Raw genomic sequence first — 16,931 nt, forward strand, 5'->3', positions numbered from 1 at the left:
CACCTTTCTTTAGTGTTCGCTATAGAAATCGACCCTAACACATTGACTAGCGAGCGTTATAAAATTCGGGGCATGGCATCGCAAAGGCGCGGCCGCCCCCGGTCCTTCGACCGGGAGGCGGCCCTGGAACAGGCGACCCGGCTCTTCTGGGAGCACGGCTACGACGCGACCTCGGTCGCCGACCTGACCCGCGCCATGGGCATCGGCGCGCCCAGCCTCTACGCCGCGTTCGGCGACAAGAGGGCGCTGTTCGAGCAGGTCGTCACCGCCTACCGCGGCGGACCCGGCGACATCGTGACCCCCGCGCTCGCCGCCGAGCCCACCGCGCGGGCCGCGGTCGAGCGGATCCTGATGACGGCCGCCGCCGAGTACACCAACCCCTCGCGCCCCCGCGGCTGCCTCATCATCAGCGCCGCCACCAACTGCACACCCGCGTCCGCCGAGGTCGAACGGCACCTGCGCGACCTGCGCAACGCCAACGTCCGCGTCCTCGAACGCAGGATCGCCGACGACGTCGACGCGGGCGTCCTCCCCGCCGGCACCGACCCCCGCATGCTCGCCCAGCTCAGCGGGGCCGTCCTCCAGGGCCTGTCACAGCAGGCCCGAGACGGCGCCACCCGGGCCGAACTGGAGGCGGTCGCCGCCGCCGTCATCAGGGTCTGGCCGCCGGAGAACACCCCGGCTCAGGACGAGCGGCGGTAGAAGTCCAGGCACTCGCGGTAGTCCGGCAGCAGGCCCGCCTTCTGCGCCTCCGCCAGCGACGGCGCGGCCGCGTCCTTGGCCGACAGGACGGGCTCGACGCCCTCCGGCCACACGATCCCCAGGTCCGGGTCGAGCGGATGCACCCCGTGCTCGCGCTCGGGCGCGTACGGCGTCGAGCACAGGTAGATGACCATCGTGTCGTCGGACAGCGCCATGAACGCGTGCCCGAGGCCCTCGGCGATGTACAGGCAGCGGCGGTTGCCCGCGTCCAGCCGGACCGCCTCGTGCTGCCCGAACGTCGGTGACCCGACGCGGATGTCGACCACCACGTCCAGGATCGCGCCGCGCACGCACGTGATGTACTTCGCCTGCCCCGGCGGCACGTCCGCGAAGTGGACGCCCCGCAGCGCCCCCGCGCCCGACACCGAGCAGTTCGCCTGCGCCACCCCGAAGGAATGGCCGGTCAGGTCCCGCAGGTCCGGGCGGAACCACTCGTGGAACGAGCCTCGGTCGTCTCCGTGCACGCTGGGTGTGAAGGCGTAGGCGCCTTCGATGGTCAGGGGATCCACGCGCGCTAGCCTACGACCCGATCCGTGGGCTCGGGACCGGCGCCGGCTGGCCGGAACTCGCCGTCCTCATCGGCGGTCGCGCCGCCGCCGAGCGCGTCCGACGGCACCGGATCGCCGCCCTGGCGGCGCAGCACCTCCATCCAGGCGACCAGGAGCAGCAGCCAGATCCCCGAGACGTTGGCGGGCGCCGCCAGATACTCGGTGGTGATGCTGTTCACCAGGAAGAACACCAGGATGCCCAGCAGCAGGCCCGCGTCCGTGCGCAGCGAGCGGTGCCGGGCCATCAGCAACCCGACGAAACCGAGCGTCAGCAGCAGCGAGCAGAACACCACGGCGCCGACCGCGCCGTTGTCGACCATCGCGTTGATGAACGCGTTGTGCCCGCCGCCGAGGCCGATGTCGTCCAGGAACAGGCCCCGGGACGCCCCCAGCCCGTGCCCGAAGATGGGCTCCTGCCGGTACGCCTGCATCGCCAGCGTCCACAGCTCCGTGCGGGAGTTCAGGGAGGCCAGCTTCTCGGCCGTCTCACCGCGCGCCACGAACGCGAGGATCTTGTCGGAGAACGCCAGCGTCGCCACCGTCGCCACGGCGATGCCCAGCACGGCCACGTCCACCCGCCCCTTGGGGCCGCGGGACGTGGCCAGCAGCGCCAGCATGCCCGCCGCGCACCCGGCCGCGGCACCGCGCGTACCGGTGGCGATCAGCGCCCCGGACAGGACGGCCAGCGCCCCGAGGTACACGACCGGATGCCACAGGCGGTGCTGCGGCGTCTCCCGGCGGATCAGGTAGCTGACGGTCAGCAGGATCGCCACCGCCAGATAGACGCCCGCCGTGACCGGGTGCACGAACAGCCAGTTGAAGCGGTCCTCGGTGCGCGAGGTGCGCGGGAACGGATGCGCGACGCCGATCGCCACCGACGCCAGCACCAGCGCGATGAAGGCGTGCGCCAGCCGGTGCAGGTCCCGCGGCTCGGCCCGCGTCGCGAGCGTGTACGCCACGCACATGGTGATGAGCAACTGCACGCCGCGCACGATCCCCAGCGAAATGAACGGCGACCACAGCGCCGACATCGCCCAGTACACGGCGAACGCCCACGCCGCCAGCAGCAGCCCCGTGGTCGGCCGCGTCGGGGGCCGCAGCCCGAACCGGTAGTAGAGGTAGAGCGCGGCGAACCCGTACACGGCGATCTCCACCAGCACGGTGAGGTCGGCGCTGCCGCCCACGGCCTGGTCGACGTCGCGGCTGCGCAGCTTGTAGTCGCTGGCCAGCATCAACGCCAGCGGCAGCACGACGGCCCACCACCCGGCCGACGCCACAGGCGGACGCCATCGCGGAAGGATCGTCAGCCGCGGCAGCATGAAAACCTCTTTTCATTGTGGGGGGCGACCCCCCACGCCCCCCGCCCGTCCCTCCACTCCGCTGGCGCTCCGCTACGGGCCGGACAGTTTTTCGCGGTCGCCGTTGCGGTCGTTGCGGGGCTGGTAAGGGGTGAACCCCTGGAGAGATTAGTCGGTCTTGAGGTGCCAGGCTCCTGTGTGGCGGGTTCCTGAAGGTTTGCCCAGCTTGGTGGCGATTGCGGCGGGGAGGGGGAGGGCGTTGGCGTTGGCGGCCGTGGCGGTCGGGCGGTCCAGGGTGCCGTCCGGGGCGACCGTGTGGTCGGTGTCATAGGCCAGGCCGCGCTGCTCCTGGCCGGTCGCGGCCCGGAACTCGGCGAGGGAGGTGAAGGCGGCCGCCTCGCCCTCGCCACGTGACCACAGGACCAGGCGCTGCGGCGAGCCGGGCGAGGAGCGAACGTACACGTTGCCGTTCGCGGTGATGTCCATCGCCCTGGCCGAGCGCTCGTGCGAGTGGTCCTCGACGCACAGCAGGCACGGTGCGCCGGGGCGGGGGTCGGCCAGGACGTTGTTGCGGAGCGTGATCTGGCCGAGCCGCCACGTCATGCCGGGGTCGGGGAAGGGGCGGCGCGGGTCGCGGCCGGGGGTGCCGGGCTGGTCGGGGCGGCGCAGGTCCTGGACGAGGTGGACGGTGCGGCCGTTTCCGGTCAGCGTGTTGTTCCAGACCGCCACGTCCGAGGTGTCGTTGAGCCGGAGGCCGTCGCCGCCGTTGCCGCGGACCAGGTTGCCCGCGACGACCGCCTTGGCGCTCAGCTCCAGCACGATCCCGTGGCTGGTGTTCTGGACGATCCGGTTGCCGGTCACGGTCGCGTCGTGCACGGACTCGTCCAGCCACACGCCCTTGCCGAGGTTGTCGGCCAGCACGCTGCCGGTGATCGCGACCGTCCGGGACCGGGTGATCTTGATGCCGCCGGAGACCGGGGCCGGCTTGAAGCGTTCGAGGTTGTTGCGGTGGGCGCGGACCAGCTCGATCCGCAGCCGGTCGGCGTGATTGCCGTGGATGCCCAGCATGCCGTTACGGGTCGCGGTGAAGCGCCGGACGGTGGCGCGCGGCCCCACCACGCTGAGCCCGGTGGTGGCCGAGTCGGTGACGGCCACGTTCTCCAGCGTCACGTCCGCGCCGACGACCTTCACGCTGCCGAGCTGGGGGAGCGAGGTGGCGTAGCGGCGCACCCCGATGCCGCGCAGCGCCGAGCCGCCGCCGCGCAGCGTGATGGCCTCGTCCAGGGTGCTGGCGCGCACCTTCCGGCCGCTCGGGTCGGAGCCGAGGTAGAGCCTGCGGGCGGCCTCGTCGACATAGAAGGTGTTCGCCTGGAGCTGGGCACGGGAGGCGACCTGGCGCTGCGCGACGTCGTCGATCCAGACCTGGTCGGGGTGGGCGGCCATCGGGTGCGCGGGGTCGACGAACTGGAAGTCCCGGTCGCGGCTGGCGGGCGCCCCGGCGGTGTAGGTGGGGCTGGAGTCGAACCTGGCCGTCCAGCCGTCCTTCACCCAGGCGCCGCCCTGCGACCGCCACCCCTCGACGGGCTCGCTCCCGTCGAACCAGACGGCCTCGCCGGGGTGCGCCTGGAGGGTGAGCCGCTTGCTCGCCGGGACGGTCACCGACTCGTGGTAGGTCCCCCCGCGCAGCACGATCGTGCTGCCGCTGCTCGACTTGGCGATGGCCCTGGCGACCGTGCGCAGCGGCTGCGCGGCGGTGCCGGGCGCCGCGTCGTCCCCGGACGGGGACACGACCACGGCATCGCCGGGCACCTTGTAAGCGGCGGCGCCCACGGTGACCGCCCCGGCCGGGCCCATCGCACTCGCCGGTGAGGGCTTCCCCTCCCCGTCGCCCCGAGGCAGTTGCCAGGCCACCAGGCTCATGGCGGCGACCGCCGGCAGCGCCAGGCCGGCGGCCAGTGTGCGGCGCGACGTTCGTGACGGCATGCGGTGCTCCCTATCCCCGATGCTGCATGGACCGCTATTGCTTGAGCGAACCCGCGAAGACCGCCGTCTTGTGCTTGTCGCTGAAGGCGACGTTGAGCACGACCGAACCGTACCCCGCGGTGGGCAGGTCGAAGGCGTAGGAGGCCGAACGCTGCCTGCCGGCCGCGACCGTGCCATAGAAGTCGTTGAGATTTGCGTAAGATGTCGGGCTCGCCTGGGCGCGGGTCTTGCCGTACTGGGCCACCACCCGCACCTTGTTGAGGTCGAGCGCCTGCCCGGACCCGTTGGTGAAGCGCAGCGTGAAGATGGTGAGGGTCTTGCCGGTGATCTCGCCCGGCCCCAGCTTCTTGTTCTTCACGTACTTGATGTCGGTGATCGCGACCGACACCTTGTCGTCGTAGGTCACCGGCTTGCGCAGGCCCGTCATGGCGCTGAACGCCTGGGCCCCGGGCGCGCTGGTCGCCTCCGCCTCCGGCTGCTCGCTGGGCGGCGGCGGCTTGGGCCCGGACGCCTTCTTGTCGTCGCCCGAGCAGCCCGTGAGCGCGAGCGCGAACGCCAGCGCGAGCGCCGTTCCGCGGCCCGCCGAACGCGTGAGCGTGGACGGGCGCGATCCCGGATGGGGCATGCGGATATCTCCTCGATCGTGGTGGGGGAGCCGGCGCCTCTGGCAGCGGGAACCGCGCGCGCCGGTAGTGGCCACCAAGTTTAGACAGTGCGTCGGTTAATCTTCGCTTCAACCCGTTGATCGCGTTTTGTTTCACCAGTTGCCTCTTTTTGTCGGGGGAATCGCACGTTGAGAGTTCTCGCCTTCACACGCGCGCCCGTTCGCCGGGCCGCCGCCGCGACCGTCACCGCGCTCTGCACGGCGCTGCTCGGAGTGACGGCGGTACCGGCCGGACCGGCGGCGGCCGACACCGCGCCCCAGCCGGGCACACCGCCGACCGTGAGCGCCGACCCGCTGCCGACCTGGCAGGTGAACGGCGTCGTGTGGAGCATGGCCACGGTCGGGAACACCGTGTACGCGACCGGCAACTTCACCAAGGCGCGCCCGCCGGGCACCGCCGCCGGCAGCGCGCAGGAGGTCGACCGGAAGAACCTCCTGGCCTTCGACGTCACCACCGGCGACCTGGTCACCTCGTTCGACCACGAGCTGAACGGGCAGGGGCTGCGCGTCGTCGCGTCCCCCAGCGGTGACCGGGTGTACGTGGGCGGCGAGTTCACCGAGGTGGACGGGCAGCCGCGCAGCCGGATCGCCGCGTTCGCCACCGCCACCGGCGCGCTCGATCCGAACTTCAAGCCGACGGTGTCCAACAAGGTCCGGGGCATCGCCGCGACCGACTCGACGGTGTACTTCGGCGGGAACTTCTTCAACGTCAACGGCTCGTCCCGCACCCGTCTGGCGGCGGTGCGGGCCTCCGACGGCGCCAACATCAACACGTGGCGGCCGACCGCCGACGACGACGAGGTCTTCGCCATGGCGATGGCGCCCGGCAACGCGCGGGTGCTGGTCGGCGGACGGTTCCAGCAGCTCAACGCCACCGCCAAGGTCGGCATCGGCGCGATCGACGCCTCGTCGGGGGCGCTGGCGCCGTGGAGCAGCCGCCCGATCCCGACCAAGTCGGGCAGCAACTACTCCTACGTCACCGACCTGCACGTCTCCGGCGACACCGTGTTCGCGTCGGCCAACGGCGAGGGGTGGCACTGGTTCGACGGCCGGTTCGCCGCCAAGGCCGAGACCGGCGACCTGGTGTGGCTCGACAACTGCTACGGCGCCAGCTACGGCATCTTCGCCCAAGCGCAGTCGGTCTACAGCGTCTCGCACGCGCACGACTGCTCCTCGCTGGGCGCCTTCCCCGAGACCAGCCCGCAGACCTGGCACCGCGCGCTCGCGGAGACCGCGTACCCGACCGGGACCGACAAGGCGGCCCCGGGGGCGGGCAGCAACTACAACGGCCAGCCCATCCCCAGCCTGCTGCAGTGGTTCCCGACCCTGGCCATGGGCACGTTCACCGGGCAGAACCAGGCCGCCTGGGCCGTCACCGGCAACGCCGACTACATCGCCATGGGCGGAGAGTTCCCCCGGGTCAACGGCGTCAACCAGCAGGGCCTGGTGCGGTTCGCCGTCAAGGACAAGGCGCCCAACCAGGTGGGTCCGGAGCAGGGCGACCTGGGCACGCCCACGGCACAGGCGGTGCCCGGGGGCAAGGTCCGTGTCCGGCTGACGACGACCTGGGACCAGGACAACGAGCACCTCACCTACGAGCTGCTCCGCGACGGCACGGGCGAGCCCGTCGGGACCGCGCAGAAGGCGTCCACGTTCTGGCGGCAGCCGACGGTCGCGCTGTTCGACACCACGGCGCAGCCCGGCAGCTCGCACACCTACAAGGTGCGGGTGAAGGACGCCTTCGGCAACGCCGTGACCAGCGCCTCGTCCAACGCGGCCTCGCCCGGCGCCGGGACGTCCGGGCCGTACAGCGGGGTCGTCACCGGGGACGGCGCCGACGCGTACTGGCGCCTCGGTGAGAGCAGCGGCGTCGCGTACGACAACGCCGGCGCCAACGACCTCACCCTCGCCTCGGGCGTCACCCGCGGGCAGGCCGGCGCCATCAGCGGCGACGCCGACAAGGCGGTGCGGTTCAGCGGCACCTCCAGCGGCACCTCCAGCAGCGGCGCCGCGCCCACCCCGGGGAACCTCAGCGTCGAGGCGTGGGTGAAGACGACCAGCACCACCGGCGGCAAGATCATCGGGTACGGCAACCGCAACAGCGGCAACAGCAACACCTACGACCGCCACCTCTACCTGACCAACGACGGCCGGGTCGTCTTCGGCGTCTACCCGGGCTCGGCCAAGACGATCCGGAGCGGCACCGGCCTCAACGACGGGCAGTGGCACCACGTCGTCGGCACCCTCGACTCCGGCGCGGGCCTGAAGCTGTACGTGGACGGCCAGCAGGTCGCGGCCGACGCGAGCGCCACGAGCGCCAGCGGCCACACCGGCTACTGGCGCGTCGGCGGCGACGCCATCGGCGGCTGGCCGGACAAGCCGACCAGCGACTACCTCAACGGCACCCTGGACGAGGTCGCGGTCTACCCGCGCGCCCTCAGCGCCGCCGAGGTCACCGAGCACCACGGCGTGGGAACGGGCACGACCGCCCCCAACCAGCCGCCCACGGCCGCGTTCACCTCCGCGTGCGACCAGCTGGCGTGCACGTTCGACGCGTCCGGGTCGTCCGACGCCGACGGGACGGTCGCGGGCCACGCCTGGGACTTCGGCGACGGCTCGACCGGCACCGGCGCCACCCCCTCGCACACCTACGCCGCCGCCGGCGAGTACACGGTGAAGCTGACCGTCACCGACGACGACGGCGCGACCGGCCAGGTCACCCATGCCGTCACGGTCGCCTCGCAGACCCTCGCGTCCGACGCGTTCGGCCGCACCGTGGCGTCCGGGTTCGGCACGGCCGACACCGGAGGCGCCTGGACCGGCCTCGGCAACGCCGGCGCCCTGTCGGTCTCCGGCGGCGCGGGCCGCGTCCAGCTGCCCGCCACCACCAACAGCGGCGGCGGGTACCTCAACGACGTCAGCACCACCGGCAGCGACGTGACCGTCAAGGTGGCCGGCGACAAGGAGGGCACCGGCAACGGCGTCTACTTCTGGACGCTCGGCCGGCGCGTCAGCGGCGCGGGGGAGTACCGGGCCAGGATCCGGTTCCGGCCCTCGGGCGTGGTCTCGCTCCAGCTCAGCCGCACCGACGCCGCCCAGGTCGAGACGGCCGTCGTCGCCGAGCAGACCGTCGCCGGGCTCACCTACGCGCCCGGCCAGGCGCTGCGGCTGCGCATGCAGGTCACCGGCACCTCGCCCACCACCCTGAAGGCCAAGGTGTGGGCCGACGGCGCCGCCGAACCCGACTGGCAGCTCACCGGCACCGACGACACCGCGGGCCTGCAGGCCGCGGGCAGCGTCGGCCTGCGCACCTACCTGGCGGGCAATGCCACCAACGCGCCCTTCGTGATCTCGGTCGACGATTTCCTGGCGACCCGAACCGGCGATTGACGACGCGCGAAGGCGCCCCGGGGTTGTCATCCCCGGGGCGCTTTCTTTTCACCTGCGGGAAAGAGCATGCTGACCTAGAACGACACCGCCGGACGTTTCCGGAACCGGTCACGATTTCATAAGGTGCCAGCGGGCGGTATGGGTCGAGGCATTAGTATCTCCGGGCCAGTGTGGCCGTTGTGGTCACAGGAGGCTTATGAGCAGGGGAACCGATTCGTGAGAGCTCTAGTGCTTCCGCGCCGGACCGGACGGAACGGCCTGCTGGCCGTGACCGCGTCCGCCGCACTCATCGGCGCGTCCGTCGTGCCCGCCGGCGCCGACACCGCGCCTCCGCAGGGGACGCCGCCCACCGTCAGCGCCGACGCGCTGCCGACGTGGCAGGTCAACGGTGTCGTGTGGAGCATGACCACGGTGGGCAACACCGTGTACGCGACCGGGAACTTCACCAAGGCGCGCCCGCCGGGCACCGCGGCCGGCAACGCCAAGGAGGTCACCCGGAACAACATCCTGGCCTTCGACATCAGGACCGGGAACCTCATCACCACCTTCAACCACTCGCTGAACGGCCAGGGCCTGCGCATCGTGCGCTCGCCCGACGGCAAGCGGGTGTACGTCGGCGGCGAGTTCACCCAGGTCGACGGGCAGCCCCGCAGCCGCATCGCCGCGTTCGACACCGCCACCGGCAAGCTCGTCGCCGGGTTCGCTCCCAAGGTGTCCAACAAGGTCCGCGCCATCGCCGCCACCAACAACTGGGTCTTCATCGGCGGCAACTTCTTCAACGTCAACGGCAAGTCCCGCACCCGCCTGGCCTCCGTCCGCGCGACCGACGGCGCGCTCAGCGAGTGGCGGCCCACCGCCGACGACGACGAGGTCATGGCGATGGCCATCAGCGGCTCCCGGGTCCTGGTCGGCGGCAAGTTCCAGAAGCTGAACGGCACCGCCAAGGTCGGCATCGGCGCCGTCAACGGCTCCACCGGCGCGCTGGCCCCCTGGAGCAGCCGCCCGATCCCCACCCGCCAGGGCGACAAGTTCTCCTACGTGACCGACCTGACCGTGTCCGGCGAGAACGTGTACGGCACCGCCAACGGCGAGGGCTTCCACTGGTTCGACGGCCGCTTCGCCGCCAAGGCCGAGACCGGCGAGCTCGTCTGGCTCGACAACTGCTACGGCGCCAGCTACGGCATCTTCGCCCAGGGCCAGTCCATCTACAGCGTCTCGCACGCCCACGACTGCTCCTCGCTGGGCGCCTTCCCCGAGACCACCCCGCAGACCTGGCACCGGGCCCTCGCCGAGACCAGCTACGCCACCGGCAAGGACAAGGCCGCCCCCGGCTCCAACAGCAACTACCGCAACCAGCCGATCCCGTCGCTGCTGCAGTGGTACCCGACCCTGGCCATGGGCTCGTTCACCAAGCAGTACCAGGCCGCCTGGGCCGTCACCGGCACCTCGCAGTACATCGCGATGGGCGGCGAGTTCCCCCGCGTCAACGGCGTCAACCAGCAGGGCCTCGTCCGGTTCGGCGTGAAGGACGTCGCGCCGAACAAGTCCGGCCCGATCAAGGCCGACCTCGGCACCCCCAAGGCCACCAGGAACGCCGTCACCAAGCAGACGACCATCTCCTGGAAGACCACCTGGGACATGGACAACAAGAACCTGACCTACGAGATCCTCCGGGACAACGGCACCACCCCGATCGGCACGGTCAAGCGCGACTCCAACTTCTGGACCATGCCGAACGCCACCTTCACCGACACCACCGCCCCCGCGGGCAAGCACACCTACCGCATCCGCGTGAAGGACCCCTTCGGCGTGACGATCACCAGCGCCGCCTCCAACTCCGTGTGATGCCGAACGACGCGAGGGCCCCGGTGATCTCGATCACCGGGGCCCTCCCCGTTCCCGTCCAGTTGTGGTCAGGTCTTCCGGCGGATGGTCTTCCGGGTGAGCCTGCGGGCCTTCAGGTCCTCGCAGAGGCGTTCGTAGGCGGTGGCGACGTCGTCCCACACGTAGCGTTCGGCGGCCCGCTTGCGGGCGGCGGTGCCGCGGTCGGCGGCGGCGCCCGGGTCGGCCTCGGCCACCTCGACCTGGTACGCCAGCGACTCGGCGTCGCCGAAGAAGCGGCCCGCCTCCTCGCCCAGGACCTCGCGGTTGAAGTTGACGTCGTAGGCGACGACCGAGGCCCCGGCGCCCATGGCGCGCAGCAGGGAGGGGTTGGTGCCGCCGACCGAGTGGCCGTGCAGGTAGGTCAGCGCGCCCGCGTAGAGGGCGTCCAGGAGGTCCTGGTCCCACACGCCGCCCAGGAAGCGGATGCGCGGGTCGTCGCCCGCCAGCTCCTGCACCTGCTTGGTGTACTCGTCGGCGTACGGCGCCGAGCCCACCACGACCAGGGGGCGGGTCGCCTCGCTGCGCCGGTAGCCCTCGACGGCCAGGTGGACGTGGTTCTCCGGCTCGAACCGGGCCACCACCAGGTGGTACTCGCCGGGCTTGTAGCCGGCCTCGGCGAGCTTGGCGGTGTCGGTCTCGGCCAGGATCGGGGCGCCGTAGGCGATGAAGACCGAGTCGGCGCCGAACCGCTCGGTGTAGTAGTCCTGGATGCCGCGGGCGTCGGCGATCAGGGCGTCCGACCAGCGCACCGCCAGGCTCTCGGCGCTGCGGTAGTAGCGGCGGCCCGTCCCGCTCCACTTGGTGCGCTTCCACTCCAGGCCGTCGACGTGCGTGGCCACCGGGATGCGCATGGCCCGCAGCACCGGCAGCAGCGGCGCGTTCGCGGCGTTGAACACCAGCGCCACGTCCGGGCCGCGGCGGGTGACGCGCCGCCAGGCGGCGTGCGTCACCGACAGACCTGTGTGGCTCAGGGTCTCGGCCACCTTGCTCCGGACCGCGGGCAGGTGCACCAGCCGCATCCCCAGATACTCCCGCTCGGGATGCCGTTCCCCGCGGCAGTACACCGTGACCTCGTGCCCGGCCTCCACGAGCCGCCTGCCGATCTCGTCGATCGCGGTCTCGAAGCCGCCGTAGCGCGCGGGCACTCCCCGGGTCCCAATCATGGCGATGCGCACCGTGACCCTCCGCCTCCTCTTCGCATACCATTCCGTATTTTTTCGTCGCCGCCGCTAACCGAAGCCGGTGTCAGACGTCTTGACGGTAAAGCAGAGTTAATCTGAGCATGGCGCGAAACTGGTATCCAGGGGGCCTGGATCGCCAGAAGGAGGGGGAAGTTGGGCGACCGAGACCCGAGGCCGGTGGTGGTGCTCGCGCACCCTTCGCCCGACCTCTACGGCTCCGACAGGATGCTGGTGGAGTCGGTCCGGGCGCTGGTGCCGGCCCGCAGGGTGGTGGTGACACTGCCGGACGACGGCCCGCTCTCGCAGGCGCTGCGGGACGCGGGGGCCGAGATCGAGATTCTTCCGGTGCCGGTGCTGCGGAAGGCGTACATGTCGCCGTTCGGCCTGGTGCGGCTGGCGGCGGCGGCGCTGCGGGCCCTGCCGGCCATGCGGCGGCTGCTGCGCCGCACCGGGGCCGAGGCGCTGTACGTGAACACCGTCACGATTCCGGTGTGGCTGATCGCGGGCAGGCTCGCCCGCGTCCCTGCGCTGTGCCACGTGCACGAGGCCGAGGACGGCGTGCCCGGGCCGGTGCGGGCGGCGCTGAGCGCGCCGCTGCGGCTGGCCCGCACCGTCGTGGTCAACAGCAGGGCCAGCGCCGCGGCGCTGGGCCGGGCCGGGCGGCGCGGGCAGATCGTCTACAACGGGGTCGACGAGCCGCCCGCGGTCACCGAGCCGCGCTCGGAGCTGACCGGGCCGGTGCGGATCGCGCTGGTCGGGCGGCTGTCGCCGCGCAAGGGCTCCGACGTCGCCGTGAAGGCGGCCGGGCTGCTGCGCGAGCGCGGGTACGATGCGACGCTGACGCTCGTCGGCAGCGTCTTCCCGGGCTACGAGTGGTTCGAGGAGGAGCTGCGGGAGCTCGCCGGCGACGCCCTGCGGGACGGCGGCGTGGTGCTGGCCGGGTTCCGGTCCTCGGTGTGGGACTCCTTCGCCGAGGCGGACGTGGCGATCGTGCCCTCCCGGGTCGAACCGTTCGGTAACGTCGCGGTCGAGGCGATGCTGGCCGGCCGGCCGGTGGTCGCCGCGGCCACGCAGGGACTGACCGAGATCGTCGCCGACGGCGAGAACGGCGTGCTGGTCACCCCCGACGACCCGGCCGCGCTGGCCGACGGCCTGGCCCGTCTGCTGGACGACTGGGACGGCGCCCTGGCGATGGCCGAGCGCGCCCGCGAGGACGCCGCCCGGCGGTTCGGAAAGGACCGTTACCATCGGGAGCTGCGGGAGGCCGTCCGCGCGCTCACCGACCCCGATGCCGCCCCCGTGAGGACTTCGAGCACCCGATGACAGCACAGACCCCCGCCACGCCGGAGATCAGCCTCGTCGAGGCCGTCTGGCGCTTCCGGCTGATGTCGCTCCTCATCGTCCTGGTGGCCGTCGTGGCCTCGGCCGGGGCCACCCAGATGATGTTCAGCAGCGTGCAGGCCACCGCCAGGTTCGCGGTCACCGACCCGACCAACAACAACAACGTGCTGCGCATGGGCGTGGTGTCGGGGCAGGGCTACGCCACCTACACCGCGCAGCGGGCCGCGTTCGCCGGGTCGACGCCGGTGCTGGCCCGCGCCGCCGCGATCGTCAAGGAGAAGGGCGGCCCGGCGATGTCGGGGGAGGCGCTGCGCGGCCGCGTGCAGACCTCCAGCAAGCCCGACGGCGGCGTGGTGATCGTGACGGCCACCGGCGGCGACATGCGGGAGGCGGCGATGGCCGCCAACGCGGTGGTGCAGGCGTACCAGGAGGTGACGGTCAGCACCAACACCGAGCGCCTGGACAAGCAGCTGGCCAACCTGCAGGCCGCGATGAAGAAGATCACCGACCAGATGGAGCTGACCACGGCCGGCAGCCGCGCCTACCGGTTGATGACCACCAACCTGGCCAAGCTCCAGTCGCAGGAGAGCGGCGTGCTGTCGGCGCGCGCCAACGCCAACGACGGCGTGCAGTTCGTCGACACCGCCGACCCGGCCGCCGCCTCGCCCAACCAACTGCCGCGCAACGCCGCCATCGGCGCCGCGATCGGGGTGATCCTGGCGTGCGTGGTGTCGTTCCTGCGGGCCGCCGGGCCGGGCCGGCGCCGGTTCGCCCCGGCGCCCGCGCCCGCCGGTCCCGGCGTGCCGCCGGGCGGCGGTGGCGGCGGGCTCGGCGAGCTGCCGCCGGGGCCGCAGGGCGACGGCGACCTCCGGATGGAGGTGGAGCCGCCGGTCGCCCGTGCCGAGCTGCCCCGTCCGGCGAGCCCGCCGCGGCGCAACCGCTCGGGCGAGCGGGGCCGTCCGTCCGGCGGCGGTGGACGCGGCGCGCGCCGGGCCGGCCGCGACGTGCCCCCCGATCCGGCCGTGGAGCGCCCCGGGCACGTGTGGTCGGCCGAGGACACGCACGGCACCGCCGGGCCCCCTCCGCCGCCGTCGGTGCCGCCCGCGGCCCCGTCGTCGCCGCCGTCGTCGCAGTCCTCCACCGAGTCGCTGCTGGACCGGGCCGAGTCGCTGCTCGACCGCACCGAGGCCAACGGGACGCGCCCGGCCAACGGCTCCAGGCCCGGCGGGGTGTCCCGGTCGCAGGGGCGCTCGGCCGCCAACGGGTCGTCGCCGGCGTCGACCGGCCGCCCGGTCGCGGGCAACGGCGCCCCGCCGCGGTCCAAGGGGACGCGCGCCAAGGGCGGCTCCCACGCCAAGGGCTCCGGCTCCGGGCAGGACCAGGAGCGGCCGTCCAAGGACGTGCCCGTCGAGCTGTGGGGCGAGGGCCTCGACCTCGGCGGCGACCCGACCCGTACCGCCGAGGACGGGGTCATCTCCAAGGGCAAGGACGCCGCGTCCATCCTCAAGGACGTCAGCAAGGAGGCCGAGAAGGGCAAGAACGGCAAGAACGGCTCGTCCTCCCTGATGCGCTACGACCTCGATAGGTGAATCCCGGCGGCGCCCTGAAGAGGCTGCTGTCCTCGGCGGGCGGCGCGGTGACCGTGCAGTTCGTCACCGCCGGCGGCAGCCTGGTGGTGCAGGCGCTGGCCGCGCGCAGCCTGGGCGCGCACGGCTACGGCGCGTACGCGCTGCTGGTCGCCGTGCTCGTGATGATCACGGCGGTGCAGACCAGTTTCGTCGGCGACACCCTCACCGTCTACGACCGGTTCGAGCCGCGGGTGCGCGGGGCGCTGCTGCTGTCGGTCGCCGGAACGGTCGCGGCGGGCGCCGTGGTGGGTGCGGTGGTGGCGGTCGCGATGGGGCTGGCCGGGCCCGCCGGGATCGCCCTGTTCGCGCTGCTGGTGGGGGCGTGGCTGCTGAACGAGACGCTGCGCCGGATCTTCACCGCGCGGATGGAGTTCTGGCGGCTGGCCGCCAACGACTGCTCCTATCTGGTGGTGACCCTCGGCACGCTGGGCGGCGCGCTGGCGCTGGGCGCGGACGCCTCGCTGGAGCTGCTGCTGGCCGCGATGTGCGTGGGCTGCGCCGCGTCGGTGATCCTGGCGGCGCTGCGGCTGCCGGGCGAGGAGTTCGGGGCCGCCCCGCTGCGCGGTACCGCGCTGCGCGAGATCCTGGGGTTCGCCTGGTGGCGGTCCATCCAGGCGGCGATCCGGCCGAGCGCGCTGCTGGCCGCCCGGATCCTGATCGCCGGTTTCGCCTCCACCGCCGCGCTGGCGGGGATCGAGGCGGCCCGGCTGCTGCTGGCCCCGGCGCTGACCTTCGTGAACGGCGCGGGCTGGTTCCTGCTGGGCGACTTCGCCAAGGCCGAGCGCGAGGGCCGGCCGATGCGGGCCGTCCAGGCGGTGCGGGCCTGCGGGCTGATGGCGGGGGTCGCGCTGGTGATGAGCGCGGCGGGGATCCTGCTGGCCGCCCCGCTGGGCCCGGTGGTCACCGGGGGCTCGTTCGAGGTGGACGGGACGGCGCTGTTCGGCTGGGGCATCTACGCGGTCTGCTTCGCCTGCACGCTGCCGCTGGCGAGCCTGGCCACGGCCCGCAAGCGGTCCCGGACGGTCTTCGCGATCCGCGGCGCCGAGGCCCTCACCGGGCTGGCGGTGCTGACCGTCCTGCTGGCGCTGGACGAGGGCAACGCGGCGCTGGCGCCGTACTGCCTGGGCATCGGCGGCCTGGTCTCGGCGGCGCTGCTGTGGCGGATGCTGCGCCGCGGCGACCCCGCCCCCGACCCCGGCCCCGGCTCCGGTTCCGGTCAGTTGTTGTGCGGGGCCGACTCGCGGGCGGGATCGTCCCCGCCGAGCGCGCCGGATGGCCCGGTCGCGGACGCGGCCGGGGTCTCGGAGAGCGGTATGGCCGGGAGGCCGTGACGGCGCCGCAGCAGCATCCAGGCGACGGCGGCGGCCACGGCCAGGGCCACCAGCGTCCACGCCAGCGTCACCGGGCCGAACCCGAACATCTTCAGCGCCGTCGCCACCAGCACGAACGCCAGGATCCGCCGGATCAGCCCGCCCGGCGCCCGCGAGGAGATCTTCGACCCGATGTAGACCCCGGGGATCGAGCCGACCAGCAGCGCCGCGGTGACCTCCATGCGGAAGTCGCCGAACAGCAGGTGCCCGAGCGCGGCGGCGAACACCAGCGGCACCGCCTGGAGCAGGTCCGTCCCGACCAGCTGGTTGGCCTTCAGCGCCGGGTACAGGGCCAGCAGTGCCACGATGATCAGTGAGCCGGAGCCCACCGAGGTCACCCCGACCACCAGCCCGCCGACCAGCCCGACCAGCACGGTCGGCACCGGCCTGATGGTGATCTCGGGGGTGTCGGTGGCGGCCGGCTCGCCGCGCGCCACCGTCCGCCGGTCGTCCCCGGTGTGCCGCGCCGCGTGGTCCTTCAGCGCCTGGTAGCCCCGGACGACCAGGCCCGTGGCGGCCAGCAGCAGCGCCACGCCCATGGCCTTCTCGATGACGTTCTGGACGTCCTCGCCCTCGCCCAGCGCCCGGGCCAGCAGCACCCCGCAGAACGCGGCGGGCACCGAGCCCACGCACAGCCAGCCCACCAGCTTCATGTTGATGGTGCCCTGGCGGTAGTGGACGGCGCTGCCGACGGGCTTCATCACCGCGGCGGCGACCAGGTCGCTGGAGACCGCGGCCAGCGGGCTGACCCCGAAGAACGTCACCAGCATCGGCGTCATCAGCGCGCCGCCGCCCATGCCCGTCAGCCCGACGATGATCGCGACCAGGAACGAGCCGAGCGCCATCGTCCAATCGAAGTCCAACGCCATGACCTACCGGGTT

At 72.6% G+C, this 16,931-nt stretch carries 12 protein-coding genes; 6 read left to right on the forward strand and 6 right to left on the reverse strand.

What is annotated here, in order from left to right:
* Positions 1–72: 72 nt before the first annotated feature.
* Positions 73–702 carry a TetR/AcrR family transcriptional regulator gene (locus tag ACZ466_RS29955; RefSeq protein WP_378278767.1) on the forward strand — a complete coding sequence of 210 codons (630 nt, stop codon included), beginning with the start codon at positions 73–75 and terminating at the stop codon, positions 700–702.
* Here the strand turns inward: ACZ466_RS29955 and ACZ466_RS29960 are convergent.
* The 4 genes from ACZ466_RS29960 to ACZ466_RS29975 all read right to left on the reverse strand — a co-directional run bounded on the left by ACZ466_RS29960 (position 684) and on the right by ACZ466_RS29975 (position 5,216).
* Entirely contained in the window at positions 684–1,271 is a 588-nt protein-coding gene (locus ACZ466_RS29960; protein ID WP_378278765.1) for a dTDP-4-dehydrorhamnose 3,5-epimerase family protein, read from the reverse strand. The two genes, ACZ466_RS29955 and ACZ466_RS29960, sit on opposite strands and share 19 nt — an antisense overlap.
* A 5-nt stretch (positions 1,272–1,276) precedes the next feature.
* A complete protein-coding gene (locus ACZ466_RS29965) occupies positions 1,277–2,629 on the reverse strand; it encodes an O-antigen ligase family protein (RefSeq protein ID WP_378278764.1) in 1,353 nt (450 codons plus the stop codon).
* A gap of 147 nt (positions 2,630–2,776) precedes the next feature.
* On the reverse strand, positions 2,777–4,591 hold the full coding sequence (locus ACZ466_RS29970; RefSeq protein ID WP_378278762.1) for a right-handed parallel beta-helix repeat-containing protein: 1,815 nt from the start codon (positions 4,589–4,591) through the stop codon (positions 2,777–2,779).
* 34 nt (positions 4,592–4,625) lie between these two features.
* Positions 4,626–5,216 carry a hypothetical protein gene (locus ACZ466_RS29975; protein WP_378278760.1) on the reverse strand — a complete coding sequence of 197 codons (591 nt, stop codon included), beginning with the start codon at positions 5,214–5,216 and terminating at the stop codon, positions 4,626–4,628.
* A 168-nt stretch (positions 5,217–5,384) separates the two neighbouring features.
* On the opposite strand from ACZ466_RS29975, the gene ACZ466_RS29980 reads away from it, so the two are divergent.
* Positions 5,385–8,645 (forward strand): LamG-like jellyroll fold domain-containing protein, encoded by a 3,261-nt coding sequence (locus ACZ466_RS29980; RefSeq protein ID WP_378278758.1) that lies wholly within the window; start codon positions 5,385–5,387, stop codon positions 8,643–8,645.
* 216 nt (positions 8,646–8,861) lie between these two features.
* Positions 8,862–10,490, forward strand: a complete 1,629-nt coding sequence (locus ACZ466_RS29985; RefSeq protein WP_378278756.1) for a PQQ-binding-like beta-propeller repeat protein — start codon at positions 8,862–8,864, stop codon at positions 10,488–10,490.
* A 68-nt stretch (positions 10,491–10,558) separates the two neighbouring features.
* Here ACZ466_RS29985 and ACZ466_RS29990 read toward each other — a convergent pair whose 3' ends face one another.
* Positions 10,559–11,692: a DUF1972 domain-containing protein gene (locus tag ACZ466_RS29990; protein WP_378278754.1), complete on the reverse strand. Its 1,134-nt coding sequence runs from the start codon at positions 11,690–11,692 to the stop codon at positions 10,559–10,561.
* 171 nt (positions 11,693–11,863) lie between these two features.
* On the opposite strand from ACZ466_RS29990, the gene ACZ466_RS29995 reads away from it, so the two are divergent.
* The 3 genes from ACZ466_RS29995 to ACZ466_RS30005 are packed head-to-tail and all read left to right on the forward strand — an operon-like array spanning position 11,864 to position 16,010.
* Positions 11,864–13,033 carry a glycosyltransferase family 4 protein gene (locus ACZ466_RS29995; RefSeq protein ID WP_378278752.1) on the forward strand — a complete coding sequence of 390 codons (1,170 nt, stop codon included), beginning with the start codon at positions 11,864–11,866 and terminating at the stop codon, positions 13,031–13,033.
* The gene (locus ACZ466_RS30000) at positions 13,030–14,640 is read left to right on the forward strand and encodes a hypothetical protein (protein WP_464041747.1); all 1,611 of its coding nucleotides are present in this window, start codon (positions 13,030–13,032) and stop codon (positions 14,638–14,640) included. The genes ACZ466_RS29995 and ACZ466_RS30000 overlap by 4 nt, the downstream gene beginning before the upstream one ends.
* Positions 14,637–16,010, forward strand: coding sequence for a lipopolysaccharide biosynthesis protein (locus ACZ466_RS30005; RefSeq protein WP_378293455.1), 1,374 nt, complete (start codon positions 14,637–14,639; stop codon positions 16,008–16,010). Before ACZ466_RS30000 ends, ACZ466_RS30005 begins: the two co-directional genes overlap by 4 nt.
* On the opposite strand, the gene ACZ466_RS30010 is transcribed toward ACZ466_RS30005, so the two are convergent.
* Entirely contained in the window at positions 15,896–16,918 is a 1,023-nt protein-coding gene (locus ACZ466_RS30010) for a sulfite exporter TauE/SafE family protein (RefSeq protein WP_378293453.1), read from the reverse strand. The genes ACZ466_RS30005 and ACZ466_RS30010 overlap by 115 nt on opposite strands.
* Between the last annotated feature and the right edge of the window lie 13 nt (positions 16,919–16,931).

The sequence above is a fragment of the Actinomadura rugatobispora genome (genome assembly GCF_055379765.1).

Coding starts and splice junctions, on each gene's coding strand:
- ACZ466_RS29955 (WP_378278767.1), top strand. CDS start 73: ATGGCATCGCAAAGGCGCGGCCGCCCCCGGTCCTTCGACCGGGAGGCG.
- ACZ466_RS29965 (WP_378278764.1), bottom strand. CDS start 2,629: ATGCTGCCGCGGCTGACGATCCTTCCGCGATGGCGTCCGCCTGTGGCG.
- ACZ466_RS29970 (WP_378278762.1), bottom strand. CDS start 4,591: ATGCCGTCACGAACGTCGCGCCGCACACTGGCCGCCGGCCTGGCGCTG.
- ACZ466_RS29975 (WP_378278760.1), bottom strand. CDS start 5,216: ATGCCCCATCCGGGATCGCGCCCGTCCACGCTCACGCGTTCGGCGGGC.
- ACZ466_RS29990 (WP_378278754.1), bottom strand. CDS start 11,692: ATGATTGGGACCCGGGGAGTGCCCGCGCGCTACGGCGGCTTCGAGACC.
- ACZ466_RS30000 (WP_464041747.1), top strand. CDS start 13,030: ATGACAGCACAGACCCCCGCCACGCCGGAGATCAGCCTCGTCGAGGCC.
- ACZ466_RS30010 (WP_378293453.1), bottom strand. CDS start 16,918: ATGGCGTTGGACTTCGATTGGACGATGGCGCTCGGCTCGTTCCTGGTC.